The sequence below is a fragment of the Wolbachia endosymbiont of Onchocerca ochengi genome (assembly GCF_000306885.1).
Taxonomy (GTDB): Bacteria; Pseudomonadota; Alphaproteobacteria; order Rickettsiales; family Anaplasmataceae; genus Wolbachia.
In genome coordinates, this window is the sequence record NC_018267.1 from 501,431 (window position 1) to 516,864 (window position 15,434).

Sequence of the window (15,434 nt, forward strand, 5' to 3'; positions counted from 1 at the left end):
TAATGGTTTTTTGAATTTTATATGAAACTTTTTCAGAAATTGACCAGAGAGTTTTGTAATCTTTTCACTTTCAAAGGGTTATTTGCTAGCGATATTGCTATAGATCTTGGTACTGCAAATACTGTAGTTTATCAAAAAAATCAAGGGATAGTAATTGATGAGCCTTCAGTTGTGGCAAGAATAAAGGAAAAGGGAAGTTATGTTCCTTATGCCTTTGGTAAGAAGGCTAAGATGATGTTAGGAAAAACTCCGGGGGAAATAGAGGCAATCAGGCCATTAAAAGATGGCGTCATTGCTGACTTTAGAAGTGCAGAAGAAATGCTAAAGTATTTCATACGTAGTGCAAATACAAAACTTACTGTTAATAAGCCTGACATTATAATATGTGTTCCATCTGGATCAACTCCAGTTGAAAGGCGTGCTATACAGGATACAGCAGAGAGTGCAGGTGCAAATGAAGTGTTTTTAATTGAAGAGCCAATGGCTGCAGCAATTGGAGCTGGTCTTCCAGTTACTGAGCCTGAAGGTTCTATGGTTGTTGACATAGGGGGTGGTACAACTGAAGTTGCAATTATTTCTTTAGGTGGGATTGTTTATTCGCGTTCTGCCAGAGTGGGTGGTGATATTATGGATGAAGCAATAAAGTCATACATTCGTGAAAATCATAAGTTGTTGATTGGTGAAACAACAGCTGAAAAAATTAAGAAAAGCGTAGGTTCAGCTAGTTTACCGAGTGAAAATAATAAAGAGGGAATGATGGTAAAAGGCAGAGATTTAGTGAGCGGTATGCCAAAAGAGGTGCTTTTATCAGAATATCAGGTTGCAGAAAGTTTAACAGAATCTGTACATCAAATAATCTCTGCCATTAGAACAGCATTAGAGAGTACTCCTCCTGAGCTTTCTTCTGATATAGTTGATAAGGGGATAGTTTTATCTGGTGGTGGCGGGTTATTACGCAATTTAGGTAAAGTTATTAGTCAAATAACGAAACTGCCAGTACGTGTTGCAGATGATCCGCTTTGCTGTGTTGCCCTAGGTAGCGGTAAAGTACTCGAAAACATGGATTATTTCAGTCATGTTTTGTTTAAACAAGATTGATATTTGATATTGGTTGTCGGCATTTTTTAATTTTAAGGTTCTCAAGAAATATTTCTCGTTGTAAAGCCATATATAAATTGCACTAATTTTTTCAATTTTCATGTTGTTCTATATTATATCTATAGCTAAAATGTCTAGATTTACTTACAATTCAATAAGCATAAAACTTGTAGTTTTGCTTATTGCTTGTTAGTAAAGTCCATGCTGGGAACTAGGTGATATAGGAAAATTTGATCTATGTTAGCTATATTTAGTGAATTTAGGTAGCTGTGCTAAAGGAATTTAAGATTGAGCCTTTGTTAAGAGGTAAAGTTCCACAGCAAATTAAAGCTGTGATTGCAATGTCTGGTGGAGTTGATAGCTCTGTTGTTGCAGTGTTGCTACATCATCTTGGATACCAAGTGATAGGCATAACTCTTCGTCTATATGGTGGTGATGGTAATGTAAGAAAAGGTGCGTGCTGTGCTGGACAAGATATTTATGATGCAAAAAGTGTAGCTGAAAGCACTGGCTTTCCTCATTATATTTTAAACTACGAAGAAACATTTAGGGAAGAAGTAATAGAAGATTTTGTAAATACCTATATGCATGGAGAAACTCCTATACCATGTGTAAAGTGTAATCAAACAGTGAAATTTCGTGATCTATTACGGGTTGCAAAAAATCTTGGTGCGGATGTGTTAGTTACAGGACATTATGTGAGAAGAATAGAAAAAGATGGCAAAATAATGTTATATAAAAGCATTGATAAAAGTAAAGACCAAAGTTATTTTCTATTTGCTACGACAGAAGAGCAACTGAAGCTTTTGAGATTTCCTCTTGGTGGATTCTATAAATGTGATGTAAGAAAATTAGCGAAGTATTTTGGTTTACGAATTTCTGAAAAGCCAGATAGTCAAGATATATGCTTCGTTTCCAAAAGCTATAGCAAAACTATAGCTAAGTTAGCTCCACAGTCTATGCAAAAAGGCAGGATTATGGATGTAAATGGGAAAGTACTAGGGGAACATAATGGTATAGTGAATTTCACAGTTGGTCAAAGAAAAGGCTTGGGTGTTTCATACAATGAACCTCTTTATGTGATAAAAATTAATACGGAAGGTAATGAAGTTGTAGTGGGCCCGGTTGACGCACTAATACAAAGAAAAGTATTGATTAAGGAGTTAAATTGGTTAGAACAGCCAAGGAAGGGTATGAAAGTAACTGTGAAACTTAGATCGTCACATGCGGGAAGTTTAGCAGCGATATATCCAATTGAAGAACAGAATAAAGCTTGTGTCATTTTAAACAATGATTACTTTGGTATTAGTCCAGGTCAAGCTTGTGTAGTATATAAAAATGAACAAGTTATCGGTGGTGGATGGATATGCTCCCTTATCTAAAAGATTTTATGGTACTAGAGGTGTTCACAGACTAGTAAAATTAAGTAAAATTTCTTTTACCATAACCTTAGTTACAGCAAGATATGTAAAATTTTCAGTGGATGTTGTGACAAAATCTTATTTCTATTGATAGGAGCTTCCTGTTTCTGTTGATCCAAGCAGAAGGCTTTTCTGCAATTTGCCTTCTTAGCTGTTTTTTAAATCTTTACTTTATTATTGATAGCAACTTAGGTAGTGTATCTCTGTGTATCTAAAGTCTACTATGCTTTTTTCTTGCTTTTTACTTTTCTACTCTCATCGTAGCCTTTAGCTTTTCTGCTGTTTTAACAGATTAACTTTTACTTATACGAGGGTTGAATATTCATTTTTTCCTGTTTTCTTTTAAATTATGTTTGAAAATTCATAATTTAATTTTTCAAGGATTTCTGCTTTTTTCATTCCTAAAATTATTAATCTATTACTTTAAAAAGTAAATACTCAACTTTAAATATCATTATGATATTTTACTTAAAATAAATCTATGTTTGCATAGTAGGTTTGTATGCACTATTATTATAGCTAGTTTTATGGTAAACAAGTATGGCAAAGTTATTTGCATTATTGGTAATATTTTACTCGAATATATCAATTGCTTCTGTTCCTACTTCTTGGCAATTTGGGTTTCCTGCACCTGCGACTGAGATAATGGAGATTGTAGTTAAGTCGCATTCGTTTGTAATGAGTATAATGGTGGGAATAATGCTTTTTGTATGGGCGCTGCTTGTTTATGTAATATTTCGCTTTCGCAAAAGCAAAATAACAAATATAAGTCGAACGAATCATAACATCATTTTAGAAATTATCTGGTTTGTTATACCAACGATTATTGTTGGTGTATTGGCTTTTAAAAATGCCCAATTAGTTAAACTGCAAGAAAAGGTACCAAAGTCTGATATGACACTAAAAGTTATTGGCCACCAGTGGTATTGGAACTATCAGTATCCAGAACATCAAGGTATATCATTTGATAGCTACATTAAGGGAACAGATGATTTTACCGAAGAAGATTTGAGGTTATTTTCTGTTGATAATAATGTTGTTTTACCTATTAGTACTAATATTCGTTTACAGGTTACTGCAGGAGATGTAATACATAGCTGGGGAGTACCAGCTTTCGGTGTAAAAATTGATGCAATACCAGGTAGACTAAATGAGGCGTGGTTCAATATCAAAAAACCTGGTGTTTACTATGGTCAATGTTATGAGTTGTGCGGTCAAGGTCATGGTTTTATGCCAATTGTTGTTAAGGCAGTGAGTAAGGAAGATTTTAATGAGTGGATTGAAAGTAAAAAATTAGTAAGTTAGGTTTGGAGTATAGGTATGAGTGATATATCAAAGGGTGTAAGACGTTGGTTACTTTCTACTAATCACAAAGATATAGGTACATTATACATTGTTTTTTCTATATTAGCTGGAATCATTGGTGGATTGTTGTCAATAGCTATTCGTACTCAGCTAATGCATATTAATATATTAAATAGTAACTACCAATTATATAACGTAATAGTTACAGGACATGCAGTAATAATGGTATTTTTTATGATAATGCCAGCTCTGATGGGAGGATTTGGTAATTGGTTTGTACCTCTTATGATTGGTTCACCAGATATGGCATTTCCTCGTATGAATAATTTAAGCTTTTGGTTATTAGTGTCGTCTTTTATTCTACTTATTCTTTCGGTGTTTGCTGGTGAAGGCCCTGGAACAGGATGGACTTTATACCCACCTTTGTCGCAAATCATGTTCCACCCAGGTGCAGGGGTTGACCTTGCTATATTTGCACTTCATGTCGCTGGTATCTCCTCAATTGTTGGAGCAATCAACTTTATAGTTACTATATTCAATATGCGTGCAAAAGGCATGTCATTAACCAAGATGCCACTATTTGTTTGGTCTATTTTATTGACGTCGTTTATGTTAATTATTGCTTTACCTGTACTTGCTGGTGCTATAACTATGCTACTTGCTGATCGTAATATTGGCACTTCCTTTTTTGATCCTGCTGGTGGTGGTGATCCTGTATTATTTCAACATCTATTTTGGTTTTTTGGTCATCCAGAAGTTTATATCATTATTTTTCCTGCATTTGGCATCATAAGCCAAGTTGTGTCAACTTTTTCTCGTAGACCAGTGTTTGGTTATATGGGGATGGTTTATGCTATGATAGGTATAGCAACGTTTGGCTTTATAGTCTGGGCTCACCATATGTTCACTGTTGGACTTAGTGAAGATGCTATTATATTTTTTAGTACTGGCACAATTTTCATTGGTGTTATCACTGGTGTCAAAGTCTTTAGTTGGATTGCAACTATGTGGGGTGGAGCAGTTGAGTTTAAAACTCCTATGCTGTTTGCACTAGGTTTTATTTTCATGTTTATTATCGGTGGTGTAACTGGGATAATTTCATCTCAAGGTGGAGTGGATAGATTATTACACGACACATATTATATTGTTGCTCACTTCCATTATGTTATGTCGATAGCTGTATTGTTTGGAGCCTTTGCTGGCTTTTATTATTGGATAGGTAAAATGTCTGGTAAGCAGTATAATGAATGCCTAGGAAAAATACACTTTTGGTTTACTTTTATTAGTACTAATATCACATTTTTGCCTCAGCATTTCTTAGGGTTAGCTGGTATGCCAAGGCGTATACCTGATTATCCTGATGCATTTATTTTTTGGAATTATGTATCCTCAGTTGGTTCATATATGTCCTTTATTTCAGTTATACTTTTTGTGTTTATAGTTATACATCTATTCAAATGGGGTAAAAAAGTTGGAGATAACCCTTGGGGAGGTGACACCTTAGAGTGGACAGTATCTTCACCGCCACCTTTTCACACTTTTGAAAAACCACCAGTAATAAAATAGGATGCATACAAGTACTTTGTTAAATGTTGAATCAACAATACTGGATTTTTGGCGCTTGCTGAAGCCAAGGATAATATACCTTGTAGTATTTACTGCAGTTGCTGGAATGGTTGCTGCACCAGGTAATATACATCCTTTTCTTGCGCTAATATCTATTATATGTATTGCCCTTGGCTCAGGATCTGCAGGTGCCATAAATATGTGGTATGATAGGGACATAGATCTGCTTATGAAAAGGACACAAGATCGTCCTATACCTTCAGGTAGAGTCTCTGCGGAAAGTGCTCTTGAATTTGGTATAATTCTTGGAGTATTGTCAGTATTTATTATGGCAATAGCAGTGAATTATATTTCTGCTGCTTTACTTGCAATTGGCATATTGTTTTACGTTTTTATATATACGATTTGGCTTAAAAGACGCACTCCACAAAATATCGTTGTCGGTGGTGTATCAGGTGCTTTCCCCCCAATGATTGGTTGGGCAGCCGTAACTAACTCTGTAAGTTGGGAAAGTTTTATATTATTTTTGATAATTTTCATGTGGACTCCACCACATTTTTGGGCTCTATCTCTGAATAAATCTGAGGAATATGTGAAAGTGTCAATCCCAATGTTTAATATTGTTTACGGCTCAGAGAAAACAAGAAAACGTATATTGATCTATAGTATATTGTTAGTATTAACCAGCTTACTTCCATCATTATTTTTGAAAAAGGTTTTGCTTTACCTAACTATAGCAATTCTTGAGGGTTGTGTTTTTATTTGGTATGCTATATCTATTATTAGATTTAAAAGTCATAGCTCACAGAGAAAAATGTTTTCTTATTCGATTTCTTACCTATTTTCTCTGTTTGCTAGTATTATTTTTTGTTCCGTTGATTGGTTTTAGCTATGAAGGAACAGCAGAAACACAAAAACTACTTTTTACTTTCTCTCCTGGTAGTGCTCATTGTTGTGCTTTTTTTTGTTTCTATAATAAAATTTAAAGGTACAGCTTAAATTACCTTGTCCTGTAAGTTTCATTAAAATTGTGCTTTCATAGAAGCAGCTATATACTTTATTAGTTTATATAGTTAAAAATGAATAAGAAAGAAGTAACAATATATACAGATGGAGCATGTTCTGGTAATCCAGGAACAGGAGGATGGGCAGTAATAGTATTATTTAAAGGACATAGAAAGAATATTTATGGTAGAGAGAAAAATACTACAAATAATAAAATGGAATTAACAGCGGTGATCAATGGACTGAGGGCATTGAAATTTCCTTGTAATATTAATTTGTATACAGATAGCCTTTATGTTAAACGTGGTATAACAGAATGGATAAATAAGTGGAAAACAAACGGTTGGAAGACAAGTAATAAAAAGTCAGTAAAGAACGTAGAATTATGGAAAGAGTTAGATAATGCTGCCTCACAACACGAGATTAATTGGAAATGGGTTAAAGCGCATAGTTGTAACAAGCACAACGAGGAGGCCGATAATTTAGCAAGAAAAGCAATAATCGATGCTTAAGAAAATCACTATATTATTTTCTATAGTTTTGTTATTTATATTTTGCTTTTTTATTTTGTTTAAAGGTAGAGATCCTTTAGAAATCAATGCTAATTATATTAATTTCTATATAAAAAAGAAGATATTAAGAACGTTTGCTAATGCAAATATCAATATGGGGAATATTTCAGTTGTATGGCAGAAAGGCGGCAAAGATCCATGCCTAGTTATTACAGATTTTAAAGTAGCAAATCCTAATTTTGCTATAAAAATTTCCAACTTTTCTATATATTTTAAGTTAAGCTCCTTACTTAAGACTAATATACAATTTTCTCAGGTTTTGGCTGATAAAGTATATGTAGATATTTGGCCTATCGCTGTCATTCCAGCGCGTAACTCTAGAATCCAAGAAAAAAAAGAATGGATCTCAGTACCAGTCGCTTGGATGACAACAGACTGGACTACTAATAATAAGAAAAAAGCTGGCTTCAAAGAGGTTGATTTTAATTTTCAAAATTCTTTGAAAGTGATGAGGGAGTTATTTTTTAACTTAAGTGCAGATTCAAAGATTGAAATTACTAATATTGCTATCAGTAAAGATATAAAAAATGAATTTTTTATTAATAAAATATATGTAGGGAAGGGAGAGGATTTTGATGTTTTGGATATTTATGTCCACACAAAAGATAAAAGAGGGGTTTTGGATGATTTATCTATTGTGATAAAAAATCGCAATGGTTTATTAAATGTGAGTGGGACATTCTATAACTTGAAATTGGAATTATTAAATAAGTTTCTTACGTTAGTTAAAAATTACAGTTTGGGTAAAAACATAGGCTTCAAAGGAAGCTTTTCAATGAAGATCAACGGAAAGGATGAAGTTGTAGACGGAAATGTATATATATTGGATATAGGAAATCATTTAAATGAAGACTTATCCATAGCTAACGTAAATATAAATTTAATATATGCTAATGGAATCATTAATGTGAAGAATTTCCATTTTAATTTATATGATATATATATATCTTTAATGGGTAAGATGAACTTTAGTACAAGTAATGCTCTGCTTAGGGTTAATATTAGTAAATTTGCTGCAAGGGATTTATGTACCTATGTACCAGATGGTATAGTAAATAGTAAATTTAAAAAATGGTATTGTCGTAATATTGATGGGTATATTGTGAATACAGTTATAAGTTTTAACGGCAAAGTCAATAACTTAATTAATAATAATCTATCAGATGTTGTGGTTGTTGCTGATATAGAGAACGGTAGTATAAAATTTGATGAAGGCTCTAAACAAGTAAAGGAATTAAACGGTGACTTAGCTCTCAGAAATAACAATCTTAAAATTACTGTAAATAGTGCTAAATTTCAGAATTTTACTATTGATGATGGTTACGTTGAAATGGATTCTCTCAATAAAGAAGATTCAGTTCTTGTTATTAATGGCAAAGCTGTGAGTGATGCCTATGGGTTGTATGAGCATGTTAAATTCAAGCTAGATGATATTATTGAAGTTACAAAGGATAAGATAGATGGAAAGGTAAAATCTGTATTCAATTTCCGTGTTTTTAATCTGAACGCTGATGACAAAAAAGCAGACTTTTCAGCTAACTTCTATTCTAAAATTGACAATTTAGTTATCTGTGATGTAAGTCTTGGTAAGTATGATGTTAAGCTTGATTTTGGTAAAGATTTCATTAATTTACGTGGAAATGGTATGGTAAATAATACACAGCTAGTATTTGATCTAAAAAGTAGCAACAAAAATAGAAGTTTTACTTGGAATTTGACCGGAGATTTACCTGCTAAAATACTTAATTTTGGTGGTGGCTATGTCAATACAAACATAGAGTCAGTGATAAATCAAGATAAGACTGGGTATATTAATGGTAACGTGGATTTATCAGAGCTTGAATCGCATTCAAGCTACTTAGGGCGAAAAAATCATTTTGAGGATCACAATAAGATTTTATTTTCTACAAGGTTAAAAGGAGCAGGTGAGTTACTAATAGATAAATTAGATGTCATAGGAAGTGGCTTGGATATAAAATTTAGCGGAAAATTAGAAAATGGGAATTTATATCTAAACTCTAGCAACTTCAAACTACCAGATAATAACTTGAGTGTAGAGATTGAATTAGGTAAAGGGAAAAATATCATAACTATCTATGGTGAGAAAATGAACTTGGGTGATATCTTGGATTTGCTTGGCAAAGATAGTAATGGATTAAGCAGTGACATAGAAGTTGGTATGGATATTGATAACGTAGTTATGAAAGAAGATATCATTATTAAAAATGTTAAGCTGAATTTAACTTGTACTAAAGGTGATTGCAGTGGAAGTCGATTTACAGGACAGTTTTTGAAAGATAATGGTGATATACTAGCAGAGTATAGTGGAATAGGTCTTGAAATATATACGGATAATTCAGGCATACTTTTGCGTTCTTTAGGCATTAGTAAATCAATTAAAAATGGCAAATTATCTTTTTATCTATCTCCTCAGAGAAAGAGTGGAGACCATTATGGTATGTTATCCATTAGTAATTTCTACGTCAAAGATGCTCCACTACTTACTACTTTGTTGTCGATGTCTTCATTACCTGGTATTGTGAACGTCATAAAGAATGAAGGTGTATATTTTGATAAGTGTAACGTACCTTTTTCATACAAAGATGGTACTATTGAGATTGAAGAGTCCTGGCTTGAAGGAGCAGAATTAGGCATTAGCACCAGTGGTAAGTTCGATATTAAAGATCATAAGTTTCAGGTTGAAGGACAAGTAATACCAGCGTACTCAATTAATAAATCTCTATTAAAAATTCCTATAATTGGAAAACTTCTTACTGGTGGAAAAAGTAGAGGAATTATTTCAATAGACTATAAAGCAAGTGGTGATGATAAAAATAGTAATGTATCTGTTAACCCTATCTTTTCGTTAACTCCAAGCCTATTTAAGAGATTGTTGGAAGTGTTTGATCGTGCTATGACAAAAACTAACGAGGCTATCACCAGAGGCATAAAAGGCAGTCTAAAAAGGAAATTCACCTTCTAGGGTTATGAGACTAAAAAAATGTTATTCTGTTATTGAAATATAGATAATAGATAATATGCTTATGCTCTACTTGAGTGCTCACATACGCTATAAAAAGAAGTATTTAAGCTCTATTTTTTATTTTCCATTAAGTATTACTCTTTGTCTTCTTTTCAATATACCTACACACTATAATAGATAGCTCGTACAGAATCAACATTGGTACTGCGAGCCCTACTTGGCTTAATACATCAGGTGGAGTTAGAACTGCAGCAATAATAAAAATTACCACTATTGCAATTCTGCGCTTATTTGATAAACTTTGCGTGGTAAGTAATCCAACCCTAACCATTAATGTGAGTATGACTGGGATTTGAAATGCAGTGCCAAATGCGAACATAAATTGGAGAACAAGGTCTAAATATTCACTAACTGATGGCATAAACTCTATTGGTATACCGAAAGGTTTGCCACTATGTTCAAAAGTAATAAAAAACCTCCAAGCTAAAGGAAATATATAGTAATAAACTACAGCGGCTCCCATTATAAATAAGACCGGTGTTGCAATTAAATATGGTAACAACACTGCCCTTTCGCTTTTGTATAAGCCAGGTGCTAAAAACATATAAAATTTCCATGCAAATATAGGGAAGGAAAGTAAAAGGGCACTCATTATAGCAACTTTAAGGTATACAAAAAATGCCTCTGTCAAGTCTGTATAGATTAGAGAAAAGCCATTGCTTCCTTTTGTAGCTTCTATTAGAGGCGTGAGCAAAAAATAGTATATATTTTCTTTAAAATAGTAACAAAAACCAAAAACAATAAGAAAAAACAGAAAACAAAAAATGACCTTTCTTCTAAGCTCTGCAAAATGCTCATAAAATGAAGTATATTTATTTTGGTTTTTATTATTCATACTCCATTGTAGCACAATAACACTATGTCTAACATCCTAAGTGAGAAGGCCCATTCGTTATCGTACCACGCTGCAACTCTGCATATGTCACCTGTGACATATGTACCGGCTAAGTCTACAATTGCACTGTAAGGGTTGTGTACAAAGTCTATTGAAACTAGAGGTTCCTCGCATATGGAAAGTACATAATTTTCTGAATTCCTAAACATTCTATTTATTTCCTTAGCTGTTACTTTCTTGTCAGTTGTAAATTTAAAATCAACCATAGAAACATTGCTGACCGGAACTCTGATGGCAGTACCGTCTAGTTTTCCCTTTAATTCAGGAATGATATAACTAATTGTTTTTGCTGCTCCAGTTGTAGTTGGCACTATAGATAATCCACAAGCTCTTGCTCTCCGTGGATCTTTATGATTGCCATCAAGAATGTTCTGATCGTTTGTATAGGCATGTACAGTAGTCATAAAGCCACTTCTTATACCTAGGTTAGAGTGTAAAACCTGCACAATCGGAGCTAAACAATTTGTAGTGCAAGAACCTGCTGATATTACCTTATGCTCTTTTTTTAGCATATTGTTGTTCACACCATGAACTATAGTTACATCAGCATCTGAAACTGGAGCAGAGACAACTATTCTTTCTGCGTTATGCCTTATTGCTTCTACGCGCTTATTAAATGCACCCGTGCATTCAAGTACTACGTCAACATTCCAAGGAATATTTTCAGGACTTCGTTCTCTATATAAAGAAAACTTTCTGCCGTTTATAGAAATCCAGTTTTCAGAGTCACTAAAACCAACGTTACCGTTGAATTTACCATGAATAGAGTCATATTTAATCGAATGTGCATGTTGCTTAGCACTGAGTGACCCATTTACAGCTACAACTTCTATTTGTTCACTGTACTTTTCTATTTCAAAAATAGCACGTAATACACTTTTTCCTATTCTACCAAGGCCATTAATTCCTATATAAATTGTCATTTTTTATCTAAATAATTTAATTATAGAGAATATTGTTTGATATTTCATTCTGCTATACAAGTTAGCCTGCAAATTGTAGCGCTTGCACACTAAAAAGTATATGATGCTGAAACTCGAGAAAAGAGAAAGATACGACTTCCAGGCTAAAATATATCTCTTGCATAGCTAACATATGGTAAGAAATTTTAAAGAGGAACATAGATGAGCATCGCAGAATACTTGCAATGTTTGAGCGAGTATAGCAAGTTTTGATAAAAAGTTACCTGCCGGGAAAAAGTAGGTTACATGATGGATCTAATAATAGAAGTGATATAGTTAAATATCTATTTAAAACAGGGAACCTCTATCTATCTGTTCTTTATTTTTCCCTTTTTGCACGTTTACGTTCATTAGGATCAAGGAATTTCTTACGTAAACGTATAGACTTTGGAGTTACTTCCACTAATTCATCGTCATTTATATATGCTATCATTTCCTCTAAAGTCATTATTTTTGGCGGAGTAAGTTTTATAGCTTCATCACTGCCTGTAGCTCTTATATTTGTTAACTGTTTGCCTTTGAGTACATTTATCTCTAAGTCGTTATCACGATTATGCTGACCAATAATCATACCACAATATATTTTGTCTTGTGGCTTAATGAATATAACTCCCCTATCTTGTAAATTAAAAATTGCATACGCCACAGCTTCACCTTTATCAATGGAAATTAATACCCCATTACGCCTTCCAGAAATTGAACCTTTATATGGAGCATAACCATGGAATGAACGATTTATTATACCAGTACCTCGAGAATCAGTCAAAAGTTCTCCTTGATAGCCAATTAATCCTCTTGATGGTACTAGAAATGTTAATCTTGTTCTACTATTACCAGAAGGTCTAATATCAGTTACTTCACCTTTGCGGAAACTGAGTTTTTCCATGATAATTCCACTATACTCATCATTTACATCAATTACCACCTCCTCTATAGGTTCAAGTTTTTTACCATCTTCTTCTTTAAAGAAGACCCGAGGACGTGAAATAGAAAGTTCGAAGCCTTCTCTCCTCATATTTTCAATTAACACTCCAAGTTGTAGCTCACCACGTCCACCGACTTCAAATGCCTCACCACTTGATGTTGTAGTTACAGTAATTGCAACATTTGTTTCTGCTTCTGCATATAAACGGTTTTTTATAACAGTTGAAGTAAGTTTTGTTCCCTCTTGTCCGGCGAAAGGGGAGTCATTAACGCTTATAGTAATTGCCATTGTTGGTGGGTCAACCGGAGTTGAGCTTATTGCAGTTGTAGCTTCCGGTGCTGCTATGGTGTCTGAGACTGAAGCTTTTTCAAGCCCTGCAATTGCAATTATGTCACCTGCTACAGCTTGCTCTACTGGAATGCGTTTTAAGCCAGAAAATGATAGTAACTTAATTAATCTTCCTCGTTCAACTACTTTACCATCGAGATTAAATACCTTAAGGTCAGAGTTGACTTTCACGATCCCTTGGTAAATTTTCCCTGTCAATATTCTGCCAAGAAATTTATCAGATTCAAGTAAAGTGACTAGCATAGCGAAAGGTGCATTTTGGTTATAAACAAGAGGTTTTATATGATCTATAGCTGTTGAAAATAATGGGCTTAAATCTTTTCTCTCGTCAGAAAGTTTCTTAATACACCAGCCATTCCTACCAGAAGCATACAATACTGGAAAATCTAGTTGCTCATTGGTTGCGTCAAGATTAAAAAACAGTTCATATATTTCGTTTAATACTTTATTGATTTTGCTACTTGGTCGATCAACCTTATTAATTATCACAATTGGCTTTAAATTCGCTTTTAGCGCTTTTGACAACACAAACTTAGTTTGCGGCATTGGACCTTCTACAGCATCAACCAGTAGTAGCACTCCATCTGCCATGCATAGTACTCTTTCTACTTCTCCACCAAAGTCTGCATGCCCTGGTGTATCAATAATGTTGATCTTCTCATTGCCCCACATTATTGATGTGCATTTTGCAAGTATTGTAATTCCGCGTTCACGCTCTTGATCGCCACTATCCATAATTCGCTCTTGTACTTCTTGGTTCTCACGAAACATGCCACTTTGTTTTAACATGTTATCAAGTAAAGTAGTCTTGCCGTGGTCGACATGCGCAATTATTGCGATATTACGAATCGATTTGAATGCATTCATTTCTTATCATTTTAAGTTTAATTTAGTAATAAGTATATATGTAATATATCTGGAGTAAATAACCAAAGCTATGTAGAAGGAGATGCCATTCAAGTATCTGACAGATAACACACAAGGAAATTCAATAATTTATAAGGATTAATTTAAGTTAATAATTAAAAAATTTATGAGTAAATCACGTATCTATAGTGATTATGGAAAACAGTAAAAATATAAGTAAAAGCTAATTTATTTAAAAAAATAGTGAGAGATTTTTATAAACGTACTACGATAAAAAATCAAACTCCACTTAATTTTTATTAGTGAGCATGTTAACTATAAAACAATCTATATTACCATCAAAAACGGAGTTTATATTACCAACTTCATATCCAGTCCTTAAATCTTTCACCATTTGATACGGATGCATAATGTATGACCTGATTTGATTGCCCCAACCTATGTTGCATTTTTTATCATAATCTTGAGCTGTTTTTTGTTCTTTTTTTTTCAGTTCAATTTTATATAAACGTCCTTTAAGTAGTTTTAATGCCTCATTTTTATTTTGATGTTGAGACCGGCTGTTTTGGCACTGAATTATAACACCTGTTGGAATATGCGTTATACGCACTGCACTTTCAGTTTTGTTTACATGCTGACCTCCTGCTCCTGAAGCGCGGTAAGTATCAATCCTTAAATCCTTTTCATCTACAGCAATATCAATTGAATCTTCTATTACCGGGGTAACTCCTACACTTGCAAAACTGGTATGGCGTTTACTGTTTGCATCAAATGGCGATATTCTGACCAATCTGTGAATACCACTTTCACTTTTTGCCCATCCATAAGCTTTTTCTCCAATGATCTTTATCGTTGTAGATTTTATTCCGACTGATTCCCCTTCTAATTTTTCCACAATTTCGACTTTAAAGTCATGATAAATTTCAGCCCACCTTATATACATATTCATAAGCATTTCAGCCCAATCGTTGCTCTCTGTTCCTCCAGCTCCTGAGTGGATTTCTAAAAAGCAGTCATTAATATCTGCTTTACCAGTAAATAAAGATTCTGCTTCTTTACGCTTGATTAGTTTCTCTAGTTCTATTAGTTCATTTTCAACTTCAGAGAAAAATTCTTTATCATTCTCATTAATAGCAGATTTCATTAAGGTAACAACATCCTTGTAGTCACTTTCTAGCTTTAAAAATGACTCTACATCATTCTTGATTTTAGAGCGCTCTTTTAAAATTTTTTGAGCCTTTTGGTTATCTTGCCATAGATTATCACCTGCAGCTTGAGATTCTAAATCTACAAGGCGTGACTTTAATTTCTCTATGTCAAAGACACCTCCTGATAACTGAAATGCTTTTAGCTAAGCTCTGGAAATGTTTAAAGATTTCTAAATGAGTTTTCATTACGCTTTAGGTTTTAGTATATTCACTATCAAT

General features: G+C 33.6%; 11 protein-coding genes. 7 read left to right on the forward strand and 4 right to left on the reverse strand.

The window, feature by feature from the left end; genetic code table 11:
- Window positions 1–21 precede the first annotated feature (21 nt).
- The 7 genes from WOO_RS01875 (at window position 22) to WOO_RS01905 (ending at window position 9,950) form a co-directional block, all read left to right on the forward strand.
- On the forward strand, window positions 22–1,098 hold the full coding sequence (locus WOO_RS01875) for a rod shape-determining protein (RefSeq protein WP_014868993.1): 1,077 nt from the start codon (window positions 22–24) through the stop codon (window positions 1,096–1,098).
- Between the two features lie 269 nt (window positions 1,099–1,367).
- A complete protein-coding gene (gene mnmA, locus WOO_RS01880; RefSeq protein ID WP_014868994.1) occupies window positions 1,368–2,480 on the forward strand; it encodes a tRNA 2-thiouridine(34) synthase MnmA in 1,113 nt (370 codons plus the stop codon).
- 579 nt (window positions 2,481–3,059) lie between these two features.
- Entirely contained in the window at window positions 3,060–3,824 is a 765-nt protein-coding gene (gene coxB, locus WOO_RS01885) for a cytochrome c oxidase subunit II (protein WP_014868995.1), read from the forward strand.
- Between the two features lie 15 nt (window positions 3,825–3,839).
- A complete protein-coding gene (gene ctaD, locus WOO_RS01890) occupies window positions 3,840–5,390 on the forward strand; it encodes a cytochrome c oxidase subunit I (RefSeq protein ID WP_014868996.1) in 1,551 nt (516 codons plus the stop codon).
- 1 nt (window position 5,391) lies between these two features.
- The gene (locus WOO_RS01895) at window positions 5,392–6,279 is read left to right on the forward strand and encodes a heme o synthase (RefSeq protein ID WP_014868997.1); all 888 of its coding nucleotides are present in this window, start codon (window positions 5,392–5,394) and stop codon (window positions 6,277–6,279) included.
- A 190-nt stretch (window positions 6,280–6,469) separates the two neighbouring features.
- Entirely contained in the window at window positions 6,470–6,907 is a 438-nt protein-coding gene (gene rnhA, locus WOO_RS01900) for a ribonuclease HI (protein WP_014868998.1), read from the forward strand.
- A complete protein-coding gene (locus WOO_RS01905) occupies window positions 6,900–9,950 on the forward strand; it encodes a YhdP family protein (protein ID WP_014868999.1) in 3,051 nt (1,016 codons plus the stop codon). The genes rnhA and WOO_RS01905 overlap by 8 nt, the downstream gene beginning before the upstream one ends.
- Window positions 9,951–10,077: 127 nt before the next feature.
- Here the strand turns inward: WOO_RS01905 and tatC are convergent, their stop codons facing one another.
- The 4 genes from tatC to prfB all read right to left on the reverse strand — a co-directional run bounded on the left by tatC (window position 10,078) and on the right by prfB (window position 15,401).
- The gene (gene tatC / locus WOO_RS01910) at window positions 10,078–10,845 is read right to left on the reverse strand and encodes a twin-arginine translocase subunit TatC (RefSeq protein ID WP_014869000.1); all 768 of its coding nucleotides are present in this window, start codon (window positions 10,843–10,845) and stop codon (window positions 10,078–10,080) included.
- Complete coding sequence (gene gap / locus WOO_RS01915; RefSeq protein WP_014869001.1) at window positions 10,842–11,828, reverse strand: type I glyceraldehyde-3-phosphate dehydrogenase; 987 nt, start codon at window positions 11,826–11,828, stop codon at window positions 10,842–10,844. Before gap ends, tatC begins: the two co-directional genes overlap by 4 nt.
- A gap of 358 nt (window positions 11,829–12,186) precedes the next feature.
- Window positions 12,187–14,007 (reverse strand): translational GTPase TypA, encoded by a 1,821-nt coding sequence (typA, locus tag WOO_RS01920; RefSeq protein ID WP_014869002.1) that lies wholly within the window; start codon window positions 14,005–14,007, stop codon window positions 12,187–12,189.
- A gap of 289 nt (window positions 14,008–14,296) precedes the next feature.
- Window positions 14,297–15,401, reverse strand: a protein-coding gene (gene prfB / locus WOO_RS01925) for a peptide chain release factor 2 (protein WP_232500356.1) whose coding sequence is annotated in 2 segments (ribosomal slippage) — window positions 14,297–15,325 and window positions 15,327–15,401 — 1,104 coding nt in all. Because the reading frame shifts where the segments join, the coding sequence is not laid out codon by codon here.
- Window positions 15,402–15,434 lie beyond the last annotated feature (33 nt).

Coding starts and splice junctions, on each gene's coding strand:
- WOO_RS01905 (WP_014868999.1), top strand. CDS start 6,900: ATGCTTAAGAAAATCACTATATTATTTTCTATAGTTTTGTTATTTATA.
- WOO_RS01875 (WP_014868993.1), top strand. CDS start 22: ATGAAACTTTTTCAGAAATTGACCAGAGAGTTTTGTAATCTTTTCACT.
- ctaD (WP_014868996.1), top strand. CDS start 3,840: ATGAGTGATATATCAAAGGGTGTAAGACGTTGGTTACTTTCTACTAAT.
- gap (WP_014869001.1), bottom strand. CDS start 11,828: ATGACAATTTATATAGGAATTAATGGCCTTGGTAGAATAGGAAAAAGT.
- WOO_RS01895 (WP_014868997.1), top strand. CDS start 5,392: ATGCATACAAGTACTTTGTTAAATGTTGAATCAACAATACTGGATTTT.
- coxB (WP_014868995.1), top strand. CDS start 3,060: ATGGCAAAGTTATTTGCATTATTGGTAATATTTTACTCGAATATATCA.
- tatC (WP_014869000.1), bottom strand. CDS start 10,845: ATGAATAATAAAAACCAAAATAAATATACTTCATTTTATGAGCATTTT.
- rnhA (WP_014868998.1), top strand. CDS start 6,470: ATGAATAAGAAAGAAGTAACAATATATACAGATGGAGCATGTTCTGGT.
- typA (WP_014869002.1), bottom strand. CDS start 14,007: ATGAATGCATTCAAATCGATTCGTAATATCGCAATAATTGCGCATGTC.